General features: G+C 44.6%; 18 protein-coding genes and 1 tRNA gene. 15 read left to right on the plus strand and 4 right to left on the minus strand.

Features of this window, described 5'->3' with window-relative positions; translation table 11 throughout:
• Positions 1–9: 9 nt before the first annotated feature.
• From GSF04_RS06640 to cysG, 4 genes are read right to left on the minus strand one after another with little or no spacing between them, the layout of a single operon-like run.
• Positions 10–1734 (minus strand): SLC13 family permease, encoded by a 1725-nt coding sequence (locus GSF04_RS06640; RefSeq protein WP_193522348.1) that lies wholly within the window; start codon positions 1732–1734, stop codon positions 10–12.
• Positions 1735–1767: 33 nt separating this feature from the next.
• Entirely contained in the window at positions 1768–3183 is a 1416-nt protein-coding gene (cysN, locus tag GSF04_RS06645) for a sulfate adenylyltransferase subunit CysN (RefSeq protein ID WP_211859096.1), read from the minus strand.
• A complete protein-coding gene (cysD, locus tag GSF04_RS06650) occupies positions 3183–4082 on the minus strand; it encodes a sulfate adenylyltransferase subunit CysD (RefSeq protein ID WP_010376235.1) in 900 nt (299 codons plus the stop codon). The genes cysN and cysD overlap by 1 nt, the downstream gene beginning before the upstream one ends.
• A 42-nt stretch (positions 4083–4124) precedes the next feature.
• Positions 4125–5546 (minus strand): siroheme synthase CysG, encoded by a 1422-nt coding sequence (gene cysG, locus GSF04_RS06655; RefSeq protein ID WP_193522332.1) that lies wholly within the window; start codon positions 5544–5546, stop codon positions 4125–4127.
• A gap of 401 nt (positions 5547–5947) precedes the next feature.
• Between cysG and deoC the strand changes: the two genes are divergently transcribed.
• The 15 genes from deoC to tuf all read left to right on the plus strand — a co-directional run bounded on the left by deoC (position 5948) and on the right by tuf (position 24348).
• Positions 5948–6697 (plus strand): deoxyribose-phosphate aldolase, encoded by a 750-nt coding sequence (gene deoC, locus GSF04_RS06660; protein WP_211859097.1) that lies wholly within the window; start codon positions 5948–5950, stop codon positions 6695–6697.
• Positions 6681–7181, plus strand: coding sequence for a hypothetical protein (locus tag GSF04_RS06665; protein WP_017219218.1), 501 nt, complete (start codon positions 6681–6683; stop codon positions 7179–7181). Before deoC ends, GSF04_RS06665 begins: the two co-directional genes overlap by 17 nt.
• 96 nt (positions 7182–7277) lie before the next feature.
• Positions 7278–7354, plus strand: a tRNA-Trp gene (locus GSF04_RS06670).
• Positions 7355–7487: 133 nt separating this feature from the next.
• Positions 7488–7865 (plus strand): preprotein translocase subunit SecE, encoded by a 378-nt coding sequence (gene secE / locus GSF04_RS06675; RefSeq protein ID WP_211859098.1) that lies wholly within the window; start codon positions 7488–7490, stop codon positions 7863–7865.
• Positions 7866–7869: 4 nt separating this feature from the next.
• Complete coding sequence (gene nusG / locus GSF04_RS06680; protein ID WP_010376230.1) at positions 7870–8427, plus strand: transcription termination/antitermination protein NusG; 558 nt, start codon at positions 7870–7872, stop codon at positions 8425–8427.
• Between the two features lie 167 nt (positions 8428–8594).
• A complete protein-coding gene (gene rplK / locus GSF04_RS06685) occupies positions 8595–9023 on the plus strand; it encodes a 50S ribosomal protein L11 (protein WP_010376229.1) in 429 nt (142 codons plus the stop codon).
• Positions 9024–9029: 6 nt separating this feature from the next.
• Complete coding sequence (gene rplA, locus GSF04_RS06690; RefSeq protein WP_010376228.1) at positions 9030–9734, plus strand: 50S ribosomal protein L1; 705 nt, start codon at positions 9030–9032, stop codon at positions 9732–9734.
• Positions 9735–10071: 337 nt separating this feature from the next.
• Positions 10072–10566, plus strand: coding sequence for a 50S ribosomal protein L10 (rplJ, locus tag GSF04_RS06695; RefSeq protein WP_010376227.1), 495 nt, complete (start codon positions 10072–10074; stop codon positions 10564–10566).
• A gap of 71 nt (positions 10567–10637) precedes the next feature.
• On the plus strand, positions 10638–11000 hold the full coding sequence (gene rplL / locus GSF04_RS06700) for a 50S ribosomal protein L7/L12 (RefSeq protein WP_070982798.1): 363 nt from the start codon (positions 10638–10640) through the stop codon (positions 10998–11000).
• A 350-nt stretch (positions 11001–11350) separates the two neighbouring features.
• Positions 11351–15376: a DNA-directed RNA polymerase subunit beta gene (gene rpoB / locus GSF04_RS06705; protein ID WP_010607819.1), complete on the plus strand. Its 4026-nt coding sequence runs from the start codon at positions 11351–11353 to the stop codon at positions 15374–15376.
• 109 nt (positions 15377–15485) lie between these two features.
• Entirely contained in the window at positions 15486–19667 is a 4182-nt protein-coding gene (rpoC, locus tag GSF04_RS06710) for a DNA-directed RNA polymerase subunit beta' (RefSeq protein ID WP_039494556.1), read from the plus strand.
• A gap of 350 nt (positions 19668–20017) precedes the next feature.
• The gene (rpsL, locus tag GSF04_RS06715) at positions 20018–20392 is read left to right on the plus strand and encodes a 30S ribosomal protein S12 (RefSeq protein ID WP_010367657.1); all 375 of its coding nucleotides are present in this window, start codon (positions 20018–20020) and stop codon (positions 20390–20392) included.
• Between the two features lie 101 nt (positions 20393–20493).
• Positions 20494–20964: a 30S ribosomal protein S7 gene (gene rpsG, locus GSF04_RS06720; RefSeq protein ID WP_010376219.1), complete on the plus strand. Its 471-nt coding sequence runs from the start codon at positions 20494–20496 to the stop codon at positions 20962–20964.
• Between the two features lie 27 nt (positions 20965–20991).
• The gene (gene fusA, locus GSF04_RS06725; protein ID WP_211859099.1) at positions 20992–23106 is read left to right on the plus strand and encodes an elongation factor G; all 2115 of its coding nucleotides are present in this window, start codon (positions 20992–20994) and stop codon (positions 23104–23106) included.
• 57 nt (positions 23107–23163) lie between these two features.
• Positions 23164–24348: an elongation factor Tu gene (tuf, locus tag GSF04_RS06730; protein WP_039494551.1), complete on the plus strand. Its 1185-nt coding sequence runs from the start codon at positions 23164–23166 to the stop codon at positions 24346–24348.
• Positions 24349–24777: the final 429 nt, after the last annotated feature.

Here is a 24777-nt window from a genome sequence, read left to right on the forward strand (position 1 = left end):
TTTGCTCTATTAAAATGGAAAGACAAATGGAATAACAGTCAGTACCGTCGCTGAATAAATCAACGACAAGGGCAGTCCCATGGTGACGTAATCACGAATTCGATAGTTGCCTGCGCTATACACCATGAGGTTAGTTTGATAGCCAAAAGGTGAGATAAAGCTCGCGGATGCACCAAAGGCTACCGCCATTACAAATGGTAATGGACTTACATCAAAGCCACTCGCCAGCGCATAAGCTACTGGGAATGAAAGTGCTGCCGCGGCATTGTTAGTGATGAGCTCGGTAAATATCACAGTCATCACAAAAATGGCGATAAATGCGCCGTAAGGACCAAAATCCCCTAACAACCACAATAAGCTCGAGGAAATCTCTGCCGCTAGTCCGGTTTCAATCATTAACTTAGCCAGCCCTATCGCACTGCCAACAATAGCGACAAGCTCAATAGGAAAGCGACGTTTCATCTCAGGGACTTTGATTGTACCGAGCACCACAAGGGCGGCGAGTAACACAATTAACCCTTTGACCAACGGTACAACCCCAAAGATGCTAAGGCCAACCACTGTCGCAAAACTTGCAAGTACGGTGTTGGACTTATTACGAGATAGATGTGTTTGTAAATCTAGGCCCGAGATATACACAAATTCGCGTTTGAGATTGGGGAGTGCATAAAAATCGCTGCTTGGTGCTAGTATTAAAGAGTCGCCCGCTTGTAATTCGACCTGACCGATCCCACCTTGTAGGCGGTCATGACCACGACGGATCGCAATAATAGCGGCATGAAACTGCTCCCTAAAACGGATCTCTTTAATGGTTTTTCCAAGAAAACGGGAAGACTGACTGACGACCACTTCCACTAAGTGCTCAACGTCTTTCTCGTGCTTATCATGGACTATCTTTAATCCATCGAAACGCTGTAACAGTGGCACTGAGTTGATGTCGCCCACAAATAGCAGAACATCACCAGCAAGAATTTCTTGTTGTGGCGTTACGGCGCAGATCCGTCGTTCACCACGAATGATTTCAGCAAGGAATAAGTCTTTGAGGTCGCGCAGGCCGTTTTCTTCAACCGTGCGACCAACTAGTTTGGAGCTTGGCTCAACTTTCCCTTCTAAATAAAACGGCACGACCTCATCATTATTTTTGCCGTTGTCGGGCAAATATTTGAGCATAACCGTGATGGTCAATAAACCAACACTCAGGACGGCGAGACCAACTAAGGTAAAGTCAAAAAAGCCCAGCGGCGCCATCCCTGCTTCTACGGCAAAGCCATTAACAATAAGATTGGTAGAAGTACCTATCAGCGTTAACGTACCACCTAAAATAGCGGTATAAGAAAGCGGTAATAGCAGCTTAGAAGGCGCATGTGTTTTGCTCTCTTTAACGGTGGTGATCAGCGAAGCAACCACCGCCGTGTTATTGGTAAAAGAAGACAAAAAGGCAGTGGATAAACCCAGTTTAATTACCGCTTTTGCGAGACTACCTTGCGCCATTGAGTGGGCGAGTTTTTTGACTAAGGTTGTTTTTTCAATCGCAATAGAAACTAGAATAAGTAGCACAAGCGTGATTAAAGACGGGTTTGCATAATTCACCAACATCGATTCAAGATCGATAAGGCCAGTCAAATAACTGGTGGCGATTGCGCCTGTGAATAGCCATGCAGCGTTAATGCGTGTGGCAAAAAGACACACGACTAACGCTAGCATAATGCCTGTTAAAATGACTTGTTCCATAATGACGTCATACCTCGACTAACAGGCTAAATTGCATTATTTTAGCTTCGAAATATCAAGCGCTTGCCAATGAGGGAAGTGCTTGCGAACTAATGCATTAAACTCAATCTCAAATTCACTAAACTGACTTGAGGACGTTGCTGTTGCTGCTTCAACCGTTTCCACCATACCCGCACCTATGGTTAGGTTTGATAGGCGATCAATTAAGATAAACGAGCCAGTTTCACGATTATTTAAATACTCATCCGCAACGACATTTTCTGTCAGCTCGATGGTCACGATAGCAATTTCATTTAATGACAATGAATCGGCTTGACCGTGCTCAAGTGTATTCACATCGATAGTATGCTCGATATTTTTCACGATTGCCGCGGTTTTCTTGCTACCCAATTTAAGGTTATAACTTTTACCCAATTGTAGTGGTGTTTCGTGCATCCATACCAGCTTAGCAGTGATCTGATTCGTCACCTGAGCAGTCGACTCTGCAGGCACAATCACATCGCCACGACTCACATCGACTTCATCTGCTAGGGTGATAGTGAATGCTTGTCCGGTTTCCACTTGGGTTAGATTGCCATCAAAAGTCACGAGTTCTTTAATGGTTGAAGTCTTACCTGATGGCAATACTTTAACCGCTTGGCCAACGCTTAAGCTACCAGAGGTTAATGTGCCTTGGAAACCACGAAAATCTAGGTTAGGACGTACTACATATTGCACTGGGAAGCGCGCTTCAAAACCATGGTTAGGCTCTGCTGCTGGAGAATCTTCCAGCAGTTCAAGCAATGGTTTGTCTTGATAATAAGGCGTTTTTTCTGAGCGGTTTACAACATTGTCGCCTTTAAGTGCTGACATTGGCACAAAGCGAATATCTTGTACATTCAGTTGCTCAGCAAACTTCAAGTAGTCGGCCTTTATGCGCTCAAATACGGCCTCATCAAAGTCAACAATATCCATCTTGTTTATCGCGACAACGAACTGTTTGATACCCAGTGAATCACAGATAAAGCTATGGCGTTTAGTCTGAACTTGTACACCATAACGGGCATCGACAAGGATAATCGCCAAATCACTGGTCGAAGCACCTGTAACCATATTACGTGTGTATTGCTCGTGTCCCGGCGTATCGGCAATAATAAATTTACGCTTCGCAGTTGAGAAATAGCGGTAAGCCACATCAATGGTAATGCCTTGCTCACGCTCTGCCTGTAAGCCATCAACAAGTAACGCTAAATCTAGATCTTCACCCGCATTGCCGACTTTTTCATTGTCTTTGTGTAGTGCAGCTAATTGGTCTTCATAGATTTGATGGCTATCGTGCAGGAGACGGCCGATCAGCGTTGATTTACCGTCATCTACGCTGCCGCAGGTCATCATACGCAACAAGCTCTTGTCTTGCTGACGCGCTAAGTAGGTTTCAATGCCTAATTCTTTCACTTCATTTGCTGTTGACATTAGAAATACCCCTCGCGCTTTTTCTTCTCCATTGATCCTGATGAATCATGATCAATCACTCGTCCTTCACGTTCTGACGACGTAGATAACAACATTTCTTCGATAATTCCAGTGAGCGTATCGGCTTCTGATTCAACTGCACCCGTTAGTGGGTAACAGCCAAGCGTTCTGAAGCGTACTGATTTCATTTCTGGCACTTCACCTTCAGCAAGTGGCATGCGGTCGTCATCGACCATAATTAACGTCCCGTTACGTTCAACAACCGGTCTTGGCTTCGAGAGGTAAAGTGGCACTATCTCAATACCTTCTTGGTAGATATATTGCCAAATGTCGAGCTCTGTCCAGTTTGATAATGGGAAAACACGAATGCTTTCGCCAGGGTTCACTTGACCGTTATACGTATTCCATAACTCCGGACGTTGGTTTTTAGGATCCCAGCGGTGGTGCTTATCTCTAAATGAATAAACCCGTTCTTTTGCGCGAGATTTTTCTTCATCACGGCGGGCACCACCAAAGGCCGCATCAAAGCCATATTGATCTAGCGCTTGCTTCAGGCCTTGTGTTTTCATGATATCAGTATGCTTAGATGAACCATGAACAAATGGACTGATGTTCATCTCTAGTCCTTCTGGGTTTTTGTGCACAAGCAGTTCAAATCCGTACTCTTTTGCTAATCTATCGCGAAACTCGATCATTTCTCTAAATTTCCAATTGGTATCAACGTGGAGTAGAGGAAAAGGAATTTTCGCTGGGTAGAAAGCCTTACGAGCAAGGTGAAGCAGTACCGACGAGTCTTTACCTATCGAATACAGCATTACCGGGTTTTCAAATTCTGCGGCAACCTCTCGGATGATCTTTATGCTCTCAGCTTCGAGTTGCTGGAGATGGGTTAAAGCCATGATTAATGTCCTACTTATAAATTTAACTATCTTGTACTTTAATTACGCGACTTGCGTAATGGGTTGAGCAAAGCTACTGATTTGACTGTTCTTATTAAACCAAGCTAATTGCTCATGTAATGCTGCTACCTCACCAATAATCAATAGTGCTGGCGACTGAATATCATGCGCAGTAATAGTCTGTGCAAGTTGATCTAATTGTGTTCTTACGACACGCTGAGATTTGCGCGTTCCATTTTCAACAATTGCCACAGGTGTATTCGGCGAGCGACCATGAGCGAGTAATTGCGCCTGAATATGCGGCGATTTAATCACTCCCATGTATACGGCAAGCGTTTGATTCGTCTTAGCTAAGCCTTCCCAGTCGAGTTCCTGTCCATCCTGCTTACAATGTCCCGTAACGAATTGAATGGCTTGAGCATGATCTCTATGAGTTAGTGGAATACCAGCGTATGCGCTACATCCTGCAGCAGCAGTAATACCAGGAACAATTTGATATTTCACGTTATTTTCGGCCAATACTTGCACTTCTTCGCCACCGCGACCGTAAATAAATGGGTCGCCGCCTTTTATTCTACAAACCTTTTTACCTTGTTTGGCTAAATCAACCAAAATCTCGTTGGTTTGTTCTTGTTTAACACTATGATTACCGGCTTTTTTGCCCACGCAGATTAAATCAGCGTCACGACGTACAAGATCCATGATTTCGTCAGATACCAGATAATCATACACTACCACATCGGCTTGTTGCATTAGTTGTAATGCCTTAAGTGTCAGTAGCTCTGGGTCGCCAGGGCCGGCACCGACGACATAAACCTCGCCTTCAGGGGAGGGAGTGCTTTTTAGCATGGCTTCAAGTTGAATTTGTGCATTTTCATTGTTACCAGCTTGTACTTCACTTACCACATTTGAATCAAAGACAGATTCCCAAAACTGTCGGCGGTCAGCAAAGTGTTTAAAGCGCGCTTTCACTTTATGTCTGAATTGACCAACAAGCGTTGCCAGCGGACCAATATGCTGTGGAATAAGGGTTTCTAACTTCTCTCGTAATCGTCTTGCAAGGACGGGCGCAGTTCCAGCACTAGATATGGCAATCGTTATAGGGTTTCTATCCACGATTGAAGGAAAAATAAAATTACACTTTGGTTGGTCGTCGACTACGTTAACGAAAAGGTTGCGCGCTTCAGCAAGCTCTGCCACCTCTGCATTTACGGCTTCAATATCCGTTGCTGCAACGACTAACATGGCATTGTCTAGGTCTGATGCATCAAATGGCTTATGCCGAAGTGCAACGCTTGAATCTGCTGCTAGTGATAAAAGCTCAGTGCAAAACTCAGGTGAAACCAAAGTGACTGCTGCATTGGCTTTTAAAAAGGCGCGGCACTTTCTCAGCGCAACCTCACCACCACCTACAATCAATACAGGTTTATTTTCTAGTTTGGTAAAAATTGGCAAGTATTGCACGATAACCTCTGCTAAACATCACGACGGTTGATATCAATATTGATTGATATCGGTAATAGAGCGCAGCATATAGAGTTGCAAATGTGGGAAAAAATAATTTAAACCGACTCAATATAACCAAAAGTTATAAAGAAAGTGGGTAAATCTCATTTTCTATTTATTTCATGGGGTTAGCTTAAGTTTTTGCTGTGATTTGACGATTATAGTGTTTGGTTATGAGATATTCATTTAATGAACAATAGTAAAAACCGTATCCGACAGGTAATTGTATGCGGACATTTGTCCTATTGCTGGTGCTGCTGTATGCATTTAACTAGGGTCTGTTGACCTTTGCTGCAAAAACAAACTTGAAAGATGAACAGGCCCTCGGCTTATTACATAGAATGAAAAGGAACACGGTAATGACTTTACAATCTGATGCTCGGTTGTCGCTGAGTTTAATGGATTTGACCTCTTTGAAAGAGGACGATACGCCGGCAAGTATTCTCGCGTTATTGAATAGCATTAACCCTGATATTGGACTACCAGCGGCTATTTGTGTGTATCCGCAGTTTGTGACGTTAGTAAAAGAAGAGTTGGAAAAGCGTGAGTGGTCGCAGATAAAAGTAGCAACGGTGACCAACTTCCCATCTGGAGAGCAAAAGCTCCAGCAGGTCGTTGCACAAACTCATTCAGCAATCGCAGATGGTGCCGACGAAATTGATCTCGTGCTTCCTTATCAGCAGCTGATGGCGGGTGACCCAGATACACCTTGGCAATATGTGCATTCAAGCAAGCTTGCTTGCCAAGGTAAAGCAAAGCTCAAGGTAATCATCGAAAGTGGCGTATTGGCTAAGCCAAAGCTCATTGCGGAAGCCGCGCAGCTTGCCATTATGGCGGGCGCGGACTTTGTTAAAACAAGTACAGGAAAGGTTGCTGTCAATGCTACACCAGAAGCGGCTGAAGTTATCCTTAAGACAATCAAAAGCAGTGGTAAACCGGTTGGATTTAAAGCGGCCGGTGGAGTAAAGTCAGTAGTAGAAGCGCAGCGATATTTACGATTGGCCGAAGAAATTATGGGGGCCGAGTGGCTCAATGCCAAGAATTTTAGATTCGGTGCTTCAAGCCTATTGAGTGATGTAGCAGTGGTTGTGAATGGACAGAGCGAGTGAAGCAGAAAAGATAAAACTTGAGCATGACGCGGCTAAACTGTTTTTACGCAGTTATGAAAAGCAGTTTGCAGTGCATATGCGCCATATTTGGCACAATGAGCCCAATAAACCGGACGTCAGTTGTTATCAAGGAAAAACACAGCTCGATATAGAAATAGCCCATTTTTATGCCAGTGAGAAAGAAGCGATGGCTGTGCTTGGGCGTCCGCTGTCTCTCTCCACGCAAAGAGAGCTGGCAGCAATGAGTCAAGCCGCTGACTCCGATCAACTGAGTATCGGTTTACAGCGGTTGCTCAATCAAAAAGCCAAAAAACACTATGATTCACAACGCGTTTGGTTGTTAATTCGAAATGCTAGCCCCATTTATCATCTTGACGATTTTAAGCGCTTAAAAGCCACTTGGGAGATCCCTGATTGTCACCCATTTGAACAAGTTTGGGTGCTTTGTGATTTTTATCACGGAGATTTATTGCGTCTTTTCTGAAGACGTCGCAAAACTAAGTTTAGATTAAATGTTACTTTGCATATCTTTTACACTTGTTTTCGTTTGCTTCGTCAGTATAATGGGCATCCACTTTGCAGGGGCGTAGTTCCAATTGGTAGAACAGCGGTCTCCAAAACCGATGGTTGCGGGTTCGAGTCCTGCCGCCCCTGCCAATTCAGCAACAAGTCCACATTTAAAATAACGTGACCCAAAACCACTTAAGTCGCTTATTTGTAAATTTGGATTGAATGGATTTACCCTGTTCTATGCAGGGTTGTTGTGTCTGTATTTAAGGTAAAATTGATTATGAGCACTAATGTTGAAAACTCGTCGAGCTCGATGGACACGGTAAAGTGGCTAACTGCTATTGCACTTCTAACTGGTGCCGTAGTTGGTAATTATCTATATGCCGATTTATCTGTTTTAGTACGCGCTGTTGGCGTGGTTGCAGCTATCGCTGCGGCTTTGGGCATTTTGGTAACGACTGAAAAAGGCCGTACCTTTATCGCTTTTGCTAAAGAATCACGTATTGAAGTACGTAAAGTTATCTGGCCAACGCGTCAGGAAGCGGCTCACACTACTTTCATCGTGATCATTGCAACGGTGATTATGGCATTAATCCTATGGGGATTAGATGGTATACTTTTCCGTGCAGTAGGCTTTTTAACTGGATTGGAGATCTGATCCCATGTCGGATGAGAACAAAGAAAAGAAATTACGTTGGTACGTGATCCAAGCGTTTTCAGGTTTTGAAAAACGCGTAGCACAAACCATTATCGAGCATATTAAAATCGAAGGGTTAGAAGACCTATTCGGTGAGATCCTTGTGCCGACTGAAGAAGTGGTTGAAATGCGTGCAGGTCAGAAACGTAAATCTGAGCGTAAATTCTTCCCAGGCTATGTATTAGTTCAAATGGTAATGGACGATGCGTCTTGGCACTTGGTGAATAGTACTCCGCGTGTAATGGGCTTTGTTGGTGGTACGTCAGACCGTCCTGCACCAATCAGTCAAAAAGAAGCGGATCGTATTCTTAACCGTCTGCAAGAGAATGCTGAAGCACCGAAACCTGCTACTTTATTTGAGCCGGGTGAAGTGGTTCGTGTTACAGATGGTCCATTTGCTGACTTCAACGGTGTGGTTGAAGAAGTGGATTACGAAAAGAGTCGCCTGAAAGTTTCGGTACTTATTTTCGGTCGTTCAACGCCTGTAGACCTAGAATTTGGTCAGGTTGAGAAAGACAAATAAATTCTAACTTGAAAAAGTTGTCAAAGGCCGCTGATTAATCTATAATCAGCGGCCTTTTTGTTGTACGCAAAAATATGCGGCAAAAAGACTGAATTTTTTAACTGGGAAGCCGTTTGAGTACGCGTCCTCGCGCGCACGAGGCAAAGACCCACAATTGAGGTATTATCATGGCTAAGAAAGTTGAAGCTCTAATCAAGCTACAAGTTGCTGCTGGTATGGCTAACCCTAGTCCTCCAGTAGGTCCTGCACTAGGTCAACACGGTGTAAACATCATGGAATTCTGTAAAGCGTTCAACGCACGTACAGAGTCTATCGAAAAAGGCGCACCTGTTCCTGTTGTTATTTCTGTTTACAGTGACCGTTCTTTCACTTTTGAAATGAAGACTCCACCTGCGGCATATCTTCTTAAGAAGGCTGCTGGTATCAAGTCTGGTTCTGGTCGTCCTAACACTGAAAAAGTTGGTACAGTTACTCGTGCTCAACTTGAAGAGATCGTTGAGACGAAACGTCCAGATCTTACTGCTGCTGATATGGACGCAGCTGTACGCACGATTGCAGGTTCTGCACGTGCAATGGGCTTGAACGTAGAGGAGTAATTGAGAATGGCTAAATTAACTAAGCGTATGCGTACTATCCGCGAGAAAGTGGATGCGACTAAAGAGTACGAAATCAACGAAGCTGTTGCTCTTCTAAAAGAACTTGCTACTGCTAAGTTCGTTGAAAGTGTTGACGTTGCTGTAAACCTAGGTATCGATGCTCGTAAATCTGACCAAAACGTACGTGGTGCAACTGTACTACCTCACGGTACTGGTCGTGATGTACGCGTAGCGGTATTCACTCAAGGTGCAAATGCTGAAGCTGCTAAAGAAGCAGGTGCTGATTTAGTAGGTATGGAAGACCTTGCAGAGCAAGTTAAGAAAGGCGAAATGAACTTTGACGTTGTTGTTGCTTCTCCAGATGCAATGCGCGTTGTTGGTCAACTAGGTCAAATCCTAGGTCCACGTGGTCTTATGCCTAACCCTAAGACAGGTACTGTAACGCCTAACGTTGCAGAAGCTGTTAAGAACGCTAAAGCTGGTCAGGTTCGTTACCGTAACGATAAGAACGGTATCATCCACACTACTATCGGTAAAGTAGACTTTGACGCTAACCAACTTCAAGAAAACCTTGAAGCGCTAATCATCGCGCTTAAGAAGGCTAAGCCTTCTACTGCAAAAGGTACTTTCGTGAAGAAAGTTAGCATCTCTACTACGATGGGTGCTGGTGTTGCTTTAGACCAAGCTACTCTAAATACTCAAGTAGTATAATTTAGAGTTTAGCATTTACATGGCGTAAAAATTAGACTATAATTTTGCGCCATTTTGTAGAGAAGTGTACTTCTTTACAAAGCAAAGAATTCGGGTTGAAGCGCATAATTTCGAAAATTGTTTCCATCATGGTCTACAATGATTCGATAAATTGCGCTTCCGTCCAAGACCGTAGGTGGCCTCGGCCTTAATCGTCCTACGTAGACGGTGTGAATCCCAGCTAGATTTTCCTAATCTTCTGGCTCTCGCCGTAAAAAGCATCTCTGCTAAAGTTTTTAGCAGGGTAGAGTAGAACTGAAAAACATGTTTGTTTTTCTATAAACCAGGAGTAACACCCATGGCTTTAAATCTTCAAGACAAAAAAGCAATTGTTGCTGAAGTCAACGAAGCTGCCAAAGGTGCTCTTTCAGCAGTTGTTGCTGATTCTCGTGGTGTAACAGTAGGTGCAATCACTGCTCTTCGTAAAGAAGCTCGTGAAGCTGGTGTATGGATGAAAGTTGTTCGTAACACCCTAGCTAGACGTGCGGTTGAAGGCACTGATTACGAATGCCTTAATGAATCACTAGTTGGTCCAAGCCTAATCGCTTTCTCTTCAGAGCACCCTGGTGCTGCTGCGCGTATCTTTGCAGATTTCGCGAAAAAGAACGAAGCATTTGAGCTTAAAACTGCTGCATTCGAAGGCAAAATCGTTGACGTAGATATGCTTGCTAAGCTACCTACTTACGACGAAGCTGTTGCACGCTTAATGAGCGCTATGAAAGAAGCGTCTGCTGGCAAATTGTGTAAAACAATTGAAGCGGTACGTGTACAGAAAGCTGAGCAAGCTGCTTAATTTAAGCAACGCTCCTTTCTTTAATAAATTTTTTGAACCGCATGGGTTCGTAAATAATTAGGAAATTTGAAATGTCTGTAACTAAAGACCAAATCCTTGACGCTATTGCTGAAATGTCAGTAATGGAAGTTGTTGAACTAGTTGAAGCTATGGAAGAGAAGTTCGGTGTAACTGCAGCTGCTGCTGTTGTTGCTGCTGGTCCTGCTGAAGCTGCTGAAGAAAAGACTGAGTTCGACGTAATCCTAGCTGCTGCTGGCGGTAACAAAGTTGCTGCAATCAAAGCGGTACGTGGCGCAACAGGTCTAGGCCTTAAAGAAGCTAAAGCGCTAGTTGAGTCTGCTCCTGCACCTATCAAAGAAGGTGTATCTAAGGAAGAAGCTGAAGCGCTTAAGAAAGATCTTGAAGAAGCTGGTGCTGAAGTTGAGATCAAGTAATCTAGCTCCCGCTAGGTTCGCTGCCTGAGAAATCAGGCAAGGGCTGGTGATTATTTAATCACCGGCCCTTTTGCGCTATAGAGATATGCATTTCTATCGTGCATAAATCTTCGAATTTCACTGTAATTTTCAATAACTTAGAAGTTTTTGTTGAAAATCGCAATGGCATTTGAAGTAACACTAATTTGATGACATTAACGATTTGAATATAGCCTGAATTGTGCTCATTTAAGCCGTTAGTTAAGCAAGTTAGTGTGACAATTTAGATGTTGTTATCATGGCTTAGATGCCAGTGAAGTCTGTTCAATTTTGGACAGGTTGGGTCAAAGATCAGCAAGCTGAGGAACCCCATGGCTTACTCTTATTCTGAAAAGAAACGTATCCGTAAGGATTTTGGTAAACGTCCACAGGTTTTGGACATACCTTTCCTACTGCAAATGCAGTTGGAATCGTTCGATAAGTTCATTGCGCCTGATGCCGATGGCGATACTGGATTGGAAGCTGCTTTCCGTTCTGTATTCCCTATCAAGAGCTACTCGGGCAACTCTGAACTTCAATACGTCAGTTATCGTATTGGCGAGCCAGTATTTGACGTTAAAGAATGTCAAATTCGCGGTGTGACATATTCTGCTCCACTTCGCGTTAAACTACGTCTTGTGCTAATGGACAAAGATGCACCTGGCACAGTCAAAGACATAAAAGAGCAAGAAGTTTACATGGGCGAAATCCCGCTCATGACAGACACCGGTACTTTTGTAATCAATGGTACTGAGCGTGTTATCGTTTCTCAGCTACACCGTTCACCTGGTGTATTCTTTGATAACGACCGTGGTAAATCACACTCATCTGGTAAAGTGTTATATAACGCACGTGTGATCCCTTACCGTGGTTCATGGCTTGACTTTGAATTCGACGTTAAAGATAACCTTTACGTTCGTATTGACCGTCGCCGTAAACTACCAGCATCTATCATCTTACGTGCACTAGAGTTCACTTCAGAAGAAATCTTGGCACTATTCTTTGAAACGACAAGTTTCGAAGTAAAAGATGGCAAAGTGTTGATGGAACTTGTGCCTTCACGCCTACGTGGTGAAACCGCTGCATTTGATATTAAAGATGCAAACGGTGACGTATTGGTTGAAAAAGGCCGTCGTATTACTGCACGCCACATTAAGAGCATCGAAAAGCAAGGCATCGACACTCTTGAAGTACCACATGAGTACATCATCGGTCGTGTTGTTGCTAAAAACTATATCGACGAGTCAACAGGCGAAGTGATTGCAGAAGCGAACACTGAACTATCACTAGAGCTTATGGCTGAATTGGTGAAAGCGGGTCACTCAAAGATCGATACGCTTTACATCAACGAAGTAGACAGCGGTGCGTACATGTCAGAGACATTACGTGTTGATTCTACTAACAATCGCCTAGAAGCATTGGTAGAAATCTATCGCATGATGCGCCCTGGTGAGCCACCAACAAAAGAAGCTGCAGAAGCGTTATTTGATAACCTATTCTTCTCTGAAGAGCGCTACGACCTTTCAACGGTTGGTCGTATGAAGTTCAATAGCCGTGTTGGTTATGATTCAGACGAAGGTGACGGTACGTTATCTAAAGAAGATATCGTGAGCGTGATGAAGGTATTGATCGACATCCGTAACGGTAAAGGCGATGTTGATGACATCGACCACTTAGGTAACCGTCGTATCCGTTCTGTAGGTGAAATGGCTGAAAACCAATTCCGTGTAGGCCTTGTACGTGTTGAGCGTGCAGTACGTGAGCGTCTAAGTCTTGGTGACCTAGATAACGTTATGCCACAGGATTTGATCAACGCTAAGCCAATCTCTGCAGCAGTAAAAGAATTCTTTGGTTCTTCACAGCTTTCACAGTTTATGGACCAGAACAACCCGCTTTCAGAAGTAACGCACAAGCGTCGTATTTCTGCATTAGGTCCGGGTGGTCTAACTCGTGAGCGTGCTGGCTTCGAAGTACGTGACGTACACGTAACGCACTACGGTCGTGTTTGTCCTATCGAAACGCCTGAAGGTCCAAACATCGGTCTAATCAACTCGCTATCTACTTACGCGCGTACAAACGACTATGGTTTCTTAGAGACTCCATACCGCAAAGTAGTAGACGGTATCGTTACTGACGATGTTGATTACCTATCAGCAATTGAAGAAGGTCAGTTCGTTATCGCACAGGCGAATACAACGCTAACTGATGATAACCAATTTGCTGAAGAATTGATTCCATGTCGTTTTAAAGGTGAATCAACCTTTATGCCAAGCGACAGCATCCAGTATATGGACGTATCTCCACAGCAGGTAATCTCTGTGGCGGCAGCGCTTATCCCATTCCTAGAACACGATGACGCGAACCGCGCATTGATGGGATCGAACATGCAACGTCAAGCTGTACCTACACTACGTGCTGATAAGCCGTTAGTTGGTACTGGTATTGAGCGTACACTAGCGAAAGACTCTGGTGTAACAATCGTAGCTAAGCGTGGCGGTATCGTTAAGTATGCTGATGCAAGCCGTATCGTTGTTAACGTTAATGAAGATGAGCGCATCCAAGGTGAAGCGGGCATCGACATCTATAACTTAACTAAGTACACACGTTCAAACCAAAACACTTGTATCAACCAGAAACCAACTTGTATGGTTGGTGAGCCGGTGGTACGTGGTGACGTGCTTGCTGATGGTCCTTCAACAGACCTAGGTGACTTAGCTCTTGGTCAGAACCTACGCGTAGCGTTCATGCCTTGGAATGGTTACAACTTCGAGGATTCAATCCTACTTTCAGAGAATGTTGTAAAAGAAGATCGTCTAACGACTATCCACATTCAAGAGCTTCAGTGTATTGCTCGTGATACTAAGCTTGGTCCAGAAGAAATCACTGCGGATATTCCAAACGTAGGTGAGTCTGCACTAGGTAAGCTTGACGAATCAGGCGTTGTATATATCGGTGCTGAAGTGAAAGGCGGCGACATCCTTGTAGGTAAAGTAACGCCTAAAGGTGAAACGCAGCTAACACCTGAAGAAAAGCTACTACGCGCTATCTTCGGTGAAAAAGCGTCTGACGTTAAAGACAGCTCACTACGTGTACCTAACTCTGTATCTGGTACGGTTATCGACGTACAAGTGTTTACGCGTGACGGTGTTGAAAAAGACAAACGTGCACTTGAAGTTGAAGATATGCAGCTTCGCGAAGCGAAGAAAGACTTCAACGAAGAGTTCAGAATCCTTGAAGGCGGTATCCTGACTCACGCTCGTAACCTACTGATTAAATCAGGTATGAGCGAAGAGCAGCTTGCTGGCTTTAACACTGAGAAGCTACTAACACAAAGCCTTGCTGATGAAGAGCATCAAGCTGAGCTTGAGCAACTAGCTGCACAGTATGACGAGCTTAAAGCTGACTACGATAAGCGTTTCGAAAACAAGCGTCGTAAGATCACTCAAGGTGATGACCTAGCACCTGGCGTACTTAAGATTGTTAAAGTATACCTAGCTGTTAAACGTCGTATCCAACCTGGTGATAAGATGGCGGGTCGTCACGGTAACAAGGGTGTAATCTCAACTATCGTTCCTGTTGAAGACATGCCTTACGATGATAAAGGTCGTACTGTAGATATCGTACTTAACCCGCTGGGTGTACCATCTCGTATGAACATCGGTCAGATCCTAGAAACTCACATGGGTCTAGCTGCTCGTGGTATCGGTGAACGTCTTGAAGAAATGATGAAAGAGCAACGTGAAATTCACGAGCTACGCGAATTCATCAAGAAAGCTTACGAAATCGGTGACTGCCGTCAGAAAGTAGATATTGCTAACTTCTCTGATGATGAAATCCGTCGCTTGGCAGATAACCTTAAAGGTGGTCTTCCAATCGCAACACCAGCATTTGATGGTGCACGTGAAGCTGAAATCAAAGACATGCTAGAGCTTGGTGGTTATCCAAGAAGTGGTCAGGTAACGTTATATGATGGTCGTACTGGTGATGCATTTGAGCGTCAAGTAACAGTAGGCTACATGTACATGCTGAAACTGAACCACCTTGTTGATGACAAGATGCACGCGCGTTCAACAGGTTCTTACAGCCTAGTTACTCAGCAGCCGCTGGGTGGTAAGGCACAGTTCGGTGGTCAGCGTTTCGGTGAGATGGAGGTATGGGCACTAGAAGCATACGGTGCTGCCTACACGCTACAAGAAATGTTGACAGTGAAGTCGGATGACGTTAACGGTCGTACTAAGATGTATAAGAACATCGTAGACGGTAACCACAAGATGGAACCGGGTATGCCTGAGTCGTTCAACGTACTGTTGAAAGAAATCCGCTCGCTAGGTATCAACATCGAGTTGGAAGAAATTTAATCCGACCGCCGCAGTGCGCTGCGGCGTTGCATAACTGCAACCGGACTGAAAAGAATGTAGGGGCAAGCATGGCTTGCCCTCAAGATTAACCTCCGACAGGAGAGCTAAGGTGAAAGACTTACTTAAGTTTCTGAAGCAACAAAATAAGACCGAAGAATTCGATGCAATTCGCATTGGTCTTGCTTCGCCAGACATGGTGCGTTCATGGTCTTACGGTGAAGTAAAGAAACCTGAGACAATCAACTACCGTACTTTCAAGCCTGAGCGTGATGGCTTATTCTGTGCCCGTATCTTCGGCCCAGTAAAAGATTACGAGTGTTTGTGTGGTAAATACAAGCGCTTGAAGCACCGTGGTGTTATCTGTGAAAAGTGTGGCGTTGAAGTAACGCTAACAAAAGTACGTCGTGACCGTATGGGTCACATCGAGCTGGCTAGCCCAGTTGCGCATATTTGGTTCTTGAAATCACTTCCGTCACGTATCGGCCTAATGCTAGATATGACGCTTCGTGATATCGAGCGCGTACTTTATTTCGAATCATTCGTGGTAACTGAGCCAGGTATGACTACGCTTGAGCGCGGTCAACTACTAGGTGAAGAAGAATACCTAGATGCACTTGAAGAGCACGGTGATGAGTTTGAAGCGAAGATGGGTGCAGAAGCTGTACTTGATCTACTTCGTGACCTAGACCTTGGTCAGTTAATCGCTGAAATGCGTGAAGAGTTGCCAACAATCAACTCTGAAACTAAGCGTAAGAAAATCACTAAGCGTCTTAAACTAATGGAAGCGTTCCACCAATCAGGTAACAACCCTGAGTGGATGGTTATGAGTGTGCTACCGGTTCTTCCACCAGATCTACGTCCTCTAGTACCACTAGACGGCGGTCGTTTTGCGACTTCAGATCTGAACGACCTTTATCGTCGTGTGATCAACCGTAACAACCGTTTGAAGCGTCTTCTAGACCTAGCTGCACCAGACATCATCGTACGTAACGAAAAGCGTATGCTTCAAGAAGCGGTTGATGCGCTACTTGATAATGGTCGTCGTGGCCGTGCAATTACAGGTTCTAACAAGCGTCCACTGAAGTCGCTTGCTGACATGATCAAAGGTAAGCAAGGTCGTTTCCGTCAAAACCTTCTAGGTAAGCGTGTTGACTACTCAGGCCGTTCTGTTATCACCGTTGGTCCTACACTGAAACTACATCAGTGTGGTCTACCTAAGAAGATGGCACTTGAGCTATTCAAGCCATTTATCTACGGTAAACTAGAGCGCCGTGGTATGGCGACAACCATCAAAGCTGCGAAGAAGATGGTTGAGCGTGAAGTACCAGAGGTTTGGGACGTACTAGACGAAGTTATCCGTGAGCACCCGGTTTTACTTAACCGTGCGCCAACACTTCACCGTCTAGGTATCCAAGCATTCGAACCTGTACTTATCGAAGGTAAAGCGATCCACCTGCACCCGCTAGTGTGTGCGGCGTATAACGCTGACTTCGATGGTGACCAAATGGCTGTTCACGTACCACTGACGCTTGAAGCGCAGTTGGAAGCGCGTGCATTGATGATGTCTACCAACAACATCCTAGCACCAGCTAACGGTGAGCCAATCATCGTTCCTTCACAGGACGTTGTACTAGGTCTTTACTACATGACTCGCGATCGCATCAACGGTAAAGGTGAAGGCACTGTATTTAAAGATGCTAAAGAAGCTGAAAAAGCATACCGTGTAGGTGCTGCTGAGCTTCACGCTCGTGTTAAAGTGCGTATCACAGAAGTGACTATCGACGAAGAAACACGTGAGCGCGGCACTTTAACTCACCTAGTAGATACGACAGTAGGTCGTGCAATCCTTTCATTGAATATCCCTGAAGGCTTGCCGTTTGAACTGATCAACAAACCACTAGGTAAGAAACAAATTTCTGGTCTTCTTAACGAGTGTTACCGTCGTCTAGGTCTTAAAGATACTGTTATCTTTGCTGACCAAGTGATGTATACCGGTTTCCACTACGCGATGAAGTCAGGTGTTTCTATCGGTATCAATGACATGGTAATCCCACCAACTAAAGGTGAGATCATCGATCGTGCGGAAGCTGAAGTTGCAGAAATCAACCAACAGTTCCAATCAGGTCTTGTAACTGCCGGTGAGAAATACAACAAAGTTATCGATATCTGGTCACGTGTAAACGAAAACCTTTCTCGCGAGATGATGGCTAACCTTTCAAAAGAAACGGTTATCAACGCTGAAGGTAACGAAGAAGAGCAACCGTCATTTAACTCAGTGTTTATGATGGCAGACTCAGGCGCTCGTGGTAGTGCAGCTCAGATCCGTCAGCTAGCGGGTATGCGTGGTCTAATGGCACGTCCAGATGGTTCAATCATCGAAACGCCGATTACAGCGAACTTCCGTGAAGGTCTAAACGTACTACAGTACTTTATCTCGACGCACGGTGCGCGTAAGGGTCTAGCGGATACGGCACTTAAGACAGCGAACTCGGGTTACCTAACTCGTCGTCTAGTAGACGTAGCACAAGATTTGGTTATCAATGAATCAGACTGTGGTACCGAAGAAGGTCTAGTAATGAAGCCGCTAATTGAAGGTGGTGACGTTGTAGAGCCGCTTCGTGAGCGTGTACTAGGTCGTGTTGTTGCTGAAGACGTGGTTAAGCCTGGTACAACAGAAGTACTGGTTGAACGTAACGTAATGATTGACGAAAAACTGTGTGACCTTCTAGAAGAGCACTCAGTAGACGAAGTTAAAGTACGTTCTGTAATCACCTGTCAAAACGACTTTGGTGTGTGTGCACACTGTTATGGTCGTGACTTGGCACGTGGCCACATCATCAACCCTGGTGAAGCAGTTGGTGTAATCGCGGCACAGTCAATCGGTGAGCCGGGTACACAGCTTACGATGCGTACATTCCACATCGGTGGTGCGGCATCACGAGCTTCTGCAGAGAACAGTGTTCAAGTTAAGAACAATGGTAATCTGAAACTTCACAATGCGAAGTTTGTAATCAATGCTGATGGCAAAATCGTTATCACGTCTCGTTCAACTGAGATCACGATAATCGATGAACACGGTCGTGAGAAAGAGCGTTATAAAGTTCCTTACGGTGCAGTATTAACTGTACAAGATGGTGCTGACGTTAAAGGTAACGATATCGTTGCTACTTGGGACCCGCATAGCCACCCAATTATCATTGAACATGAGTCAAAAGTATCGTTCAGCGATATCGATGATTCAAACACTGAAGCACAGACTGATGAATTAACTGGTCTAACACGTGTGGTTGTTAAGGATCTTGCGAAAGTAAACGCGAAAGAGCCTAAACTAATCATTGAGAACGAAGAACGTGGTCTTCAAGAGATCCGTCTGCCTTCATTCACAACGATTGAAATCACAGATGGTGCAACAGTACTACCTGGTTCGGTACTGGCTCGTATTCCACAAGAAGGTTCGAAGACTCGTGACATCACGGGTGGTCTACCTCGAGTTGCTGACCTATTCGAAGCGCGTAAGCCAAAAGATCCTGCAATCCTTGCAGAAATCACAGGTACCGTTAGCTTCGGTAAAGAGACTAAAGGTAAGAAACGTCTTGTGATCACACCGGAAGAGGGTGATGCATACGAAGAGATGATCCCGAAATGGCGTCAGCTTAACGTGTTCGAAGGTGAGCAAGTGGCTAAAGGTGAAGTAATCGCCGATGGTCCAGAGTCTCCGCACGACATCCTACGTCTACGTGGTGTTACTGATGTATCTAACTACATCACTAACGAAGTACAAGAAGTATACCGTCTACAGGGCGTAAAGATTAACGATAAGCACATTGAGACTATCGTTCGTCAGATGCTTCGTAAGTGTATCATCCTTGATGGTGGTGACAGTGAATTCCTAGTAGGCGAGCAAGCTGAAGTTGCACGTGTAAACATCGCTAACCGTGAACTAGAAATGCAAGGTAAGATCCCAGCTAAGTTTGAAATCCAACTAATGGGTATTACTAAAGCGTCACTTGCGACTGAATCGTTTATTTCTGCGGCATCGTTCCAGGAAACAACACGTGTTCTAACCGAAGCTGCGGTTAACGGTAAGAGCGATGAGCTACGTGGTCTGAAAGAAAACGTAATCGTGGGTCGTTTGATCCCAGCGGGTACAGGTTTCGCATACCATGAAGAGCGCATCAACCGTCGTAAGCAAGGTGAAGCAGCTGTTGAAGAGCAAACAGTAAGTGCTGAAGAGGCAACTCAAGCGCTAACAGACGCACTAAACGCTGATTTACTAGGTGGCAACGAGTAATCCTCGCCATTTAGCGAATTAATTGAAAAACCGCTGTGTGAATACAGCGGTTTTTTTATGCCTTTGCAACTCGCTGGTCGAATTGCCATCAAAGCGTCACATCAATATGTATACTGCAACAAAGGTTTTTCAATGCAATCGCTAACTTTTGTTAACTTTCAATAGCTTCTCAGACAAAACCATTCGAATTGCATGCATTTACTTAGCGCTGATGACGACTTTTGGTTGACAGGTTAAACTTTGGTCATTAAAATTCGGCCACCCATTTTAGTCGTTCAAGAAAATTGGATTTGACCTAAATGGTAAGATTTTATTTTTCAGTAGTAATTTATTAATTCAGGAGCTATTTAATGGCAACTATTAACCAGCTAGTGCGTAAGCCACGTCGTAGCAAGGTTACAAAGAGCAACTCTGCTGCTCTTAAAGCTTGTCCACAAAAGCGTGGTGTATGTACTCGTGTATATACAACAACACCTAAGAAACCAAACTCTGCATTACGTAAAGTAGCGCGTGTACGTTTAACTAACGGTTTCGAAGTAACTTCATACATTGGTGGTGAAGGTCACAACCTACAAGAGCACAGTGTAATCCTAATCCGTGGTGGTCGTGTTAAAGACTTACCAGGTGTGCGTTTCCACACTGTTCGTGGTGCACTTGACTGTGCAGGCGTAAACGACCGTAGACAGGCTCGTTCTAAGTACGGTGCAAAACGTCCTAAGGGCTAATGGTTCTCCGTTAGTAAGGCCAAGCACTTAAGTTTTAAATTTTTATATATTGTTTTGGGAATCCGTGTTTAGCACGGACCTGAAGATACCGGAGAAAGAAAATGCCTAGAAGACGCGTAATAGGTCAACGTAAAATTCTTCCAGATCCGAAGTTCGGATCAGAGCTTCTTGCTAAATTCGTTAACGTAGTAATGCTTGACGGCAAGAAATCTACTGCTGAAAAAATCGTATATGGTGCGCTAGACGTGGCTGCTGAAAAATCAGGCAAGTCGCACCTAGAAATCTTTGAATCTGCACTTGATAACGTTCGCCCACAGGTAGAGGTTAAATCTCGCCGTGTTGGTGGTTCAACGTACCAAGTACCAGTTGAAGTACGTCCAGTGCGTCGTAACGCACTAGGTATGCGTTGGTTGGTTGAAGCTGCACGTAAGCGTGGCGAAAAATCAATGGGTCTTCGTCTTGCTCAAGAGATGATCGACGCTGCTGAAAACAAAGGCACTGCGGTTAAGAAACGTGAAGACGTTCACCGTATGGCTGAAGCGAACAAAGCATTCGCTCACTACCGTTGGTAATCTGCTAACACCCTTTAAGAGGATATTATGGCACGGACAACTCCGATTGAGCGCTACCGTAACATTGGTATATGTGCTCACGTAGATGCGGGTAAAACAACTACGACCGAGCGCGTACTTTTCTATACTGGTCTTTCTCATAAGATTGGTGAGGTACACGACGGTGCCGCAACTATGGACTGGATGGAGCAGGAGCAAGAGCGTGGTATCACGATCACTTCTGCTGCAACGACGTGTTTCTGGAAAGGGATGGATGCTCAGTTTGATGAGCATCGTGTAAACATCATCGATACTCCAGGACACGTAGATTTTACTATCGAAGTAGAGCGTTCATTGCGCGTACTTGATGGTGCTGTTGTTGTGTTATGTGCTTCATCAGGTGTGCAACCGCAAACTGAGACCGTTTGGCGTCAGGCAAACAAATACGAAGTACCACGTATGATTTTCGTCAATAAGATGGATCGTACGGGGGCTAATTTCTTGTCTGTTGTTGAACAAGTTAAAAAACGTCTCGGTGCTACACCTGTGCCTATTCAGCTACCAATTGGTGCTGAAGATGAATTTAAAGGTGTTATTGACCTTATCAAGATGAAAGCGATTAACTGGAATGAAGAAGACCAGGGGATGACTTTCAACTATGAAGAGGTCCCTGCAGATCTTCTTGAGCTAGCTGAAGAATGGCGTTCTCATCTAATTGAGAGCGCTGCAGAAGCTTCTGAAGAGCTAATGGAAAAATATCTTGAAGATGGTGAGTTGAGCGAAGAAGAGATTAAATCAGCCCTTCGCCAACGCACATTGGCCAATGAAATTGTGCCTATGACGACAGGTAGCGCATTCAAGAACAAAGGCGTTCAAGCTGTGCTTGACGCTGTAATTGAATTCATGCCTTCGCCTACTGAAGTAAAAGCTATCCAAGGTGTCTTAGATGACGAAACCGAAGATACGCGTGAAGCTGACGATAATGCACCGTTTGCGGCGCTTGCATTTAAGATCGCAACCGATCCATTCGTTGGCACACTTACTTTCTTCCGAGTTTACTCTGGTAAAGTTAGCCAAGGTGATTCGGTACTAAATCCTGTTAAAGGTAAAAAAGAGCGTTTTGGACGTATTGTTCAAATGCACTCAAACTCGCGTGAAGAGATTAAAGAAGTTCATGCGGGTGACATCGCGGCTGCTATCGGTCTGAAAGATGTAACTACTGGTGATACACTTTGTGCTCAAGATGCCCCAATTACGTTAGAACGTATGGAGTTCCCTGAGCCTGTAATCTCGGTCGCAGTAGAACCTAAAACAGTAGCTGACCAAGAAAAAATGGGCGTTGCGCTTGGTAAACTTGCAGCAGAAGATCCTTCATTCCGTGTAGAAACGGACGAAGAATCAGGTCAGACGATTATCTCTGGTATGGGTGAACTTCACTTAGATATCATTGTCGATCGGATGAAGCGTGAGTTTAACGTTGTGTGTAACGTTGGTAAGCCTCAGGTTGCATACCGCGAAACTATCCGAGCTTCTGTTGAAGCTGAAGGTAAGTTTGTGCGTCAATCTGGTGGTCGTGGTCAATATGGTCACGTTTGGTTGAAGCTAGAACCAATGGATGTCTCTGATGATGATGCGCCAATATACGAATTCGTTAACGAAATCGTAGGTGGTACAGTACCAAAAGAGTATATCCCAGCGGTTGATAAAGGTATTCAAGAGCAGATGAAGCAAGGTGTTCTTGCCGGTTATCCGCTATTGGGTGTTAAAGCTACTCTGTTTGATGGCTCGTTCCACGATGTTGACTCAAACGAGATGGCGTTTAAGATCGCAGGTTCGATGGGCTTTAGAAAGGGCGCGCTAGAAGCAAGCCCAGTTCTACTTGAGCCTGTCATGAAAGTAGAAGTAATCACCCCTGAAGAAAACATGGGTGATGTAGTAGGCGACTTAAACCGTCGTCGTGGCATAATTGAAGGCATGGAAGAAGCATTTGGTGGCTCGAAGCAAATTAATGCTCAGGTACCGCTTTCTGAAATGTTTGGTTATGCAACAGACTTACGCTCCGCTACACAAGGGCGCGCATCATACTCTATGGAATTCCTAAAGTATGCTGAAGCGGCCAAAAACGTAGCTGATGCAATAATTGCAGCTCGCGCTGTTAAGTAATTTTAGTTCGGTCCGGTCTTAGGGCTGGACTTTAATTTCTTTATAGGAAATTTGAAAATGGCAAAAGAAAAGTTTGAACGCGTAAAACCGCACGTAAACGTTGGTACTATCGGCCACGTTGACCACGGTAAAACTACACTAACTGCAGCAATCACTAACGTACTTGCAAAAGTATACGGTGGTACAGCAAAAGACTTCGCATCAATCGATAACGCTCCAGAAGAGCGTGAGCGTGGTATCACAATCTCAACTTCACACGTTGAGTATGACACGCCAACTCGTCACTATGCACACGTAGACTGTCCAGGACACGCTGACTATGTTAAAAACATGATCACTGGTGCTGCACAGATGGACGGCGCGATCCTAGTAGTTGCTGCTACTGACGGTCCTATGCCTCAAACACGTGAGCACATCCTACTTTCTCGTCAGGTTGGTGTACCTTACATCATCGTATTCATGAACAAATGTGACATGGTTGACGACGAAGAGCTACTAGAGCTAGTAGAGATGGAAGTTCGTGAACTACTTTCTGAGTACGACTTCCCAGGTGATGACCTACCACTAATCCAAGGTTCAGCGCTTAAAGCACTAGAAGGCGAAGAGCAGTGGGAAGCGAAGATCATTGAGCTTGCAGAAGCACTAGATTCTTACATCCCAGAGCCAGAGCGTGACATCGATAAGCCATTCATCATGCCTATCGAAGACGTATTCTCAATCCAGGGTCGTGGTACAGTAGTAACAGGCCGTGTAGAAGCTGGTATCATCAACGTGAACGACGAAGTAGAAATCGTAGGTATTAAAGAAACTACGAAGACAACTTGTACGGGTGTTGAGATGTTCCGTAAGCTTCTAGACGAAGGTCGTGCGGGTGAGAACATCGGTGCACTACTACGTGGTACTAAGCGTGATGAAGTTGAACGTGGTCAAGTACTATGTAAGCCTGGTTCAATCAAGCCACACACAAAATTCACTTCAGAAGTATACGTACTTTCGAAAGATGAAGGTGGTCGTCACACTCCTTTCTTCAAAGGTTACCGTCCACAGTTCTACTTCCGTACAACAGACGTAACTGGTGACATCCAGCTACCAGACGGCGTAGAAATGGTAATGCCTGGCGACAACATCAAGATGACTGTTGAGCTAATCGTACCAATCGCGATGGACGAAGGTCTACGTTTCGCTATCCGTGAAGGTGGCCGTACAGTAGGTGCTGGTGTTGTAGCAACAATCGAAGAGTAATCTCTAGATTGTCGTAACACACATAAAAAAGGTCGCTTTGGCGGCCTTTTTTAATGCCTTGTCGCTGTGATTTTATATCGCGACAAATGAAAAGGGTCGTTCTCTAATAGGAGTTCGACAATAGGAGTTCGACCTTTTTTAATACCTCGTAGCAGCGATTTTATATCGCGACCAGCGAAAAGGGTCGTTCTCCAATAAAGACGTACAGGCTTTTATAATACCTTGTAGCTGCGATTTTATATCGCGACCAGTGAAAGGGTCATTCTCCGATAAGACGTACAGGCTTTTATAATACCTTGTAGCAGCGATTTTATATCGCGGCTAGTGAAAGGGCCATTTCCCCGATAAGACGTACATACTTTTTAATACCTTGTAGCAGCGATTTTATATCGCGACTATCGAAAAGGGTCGTTCTCCATTATTGAGTAC

It is taken from the genome of Pseudoalteromonas sp. A22 (genome assembly GCF_018141345.1).
In the GTDB taxonomy this organism is placed as follows: domain Bacteria; phylum Pseudomonadota; class Gammaproteobacteria; order Enterobacterales; family Alteromonadaceae; genus Pseudoalteromonas; species Pseudoalteromonas maricaloris.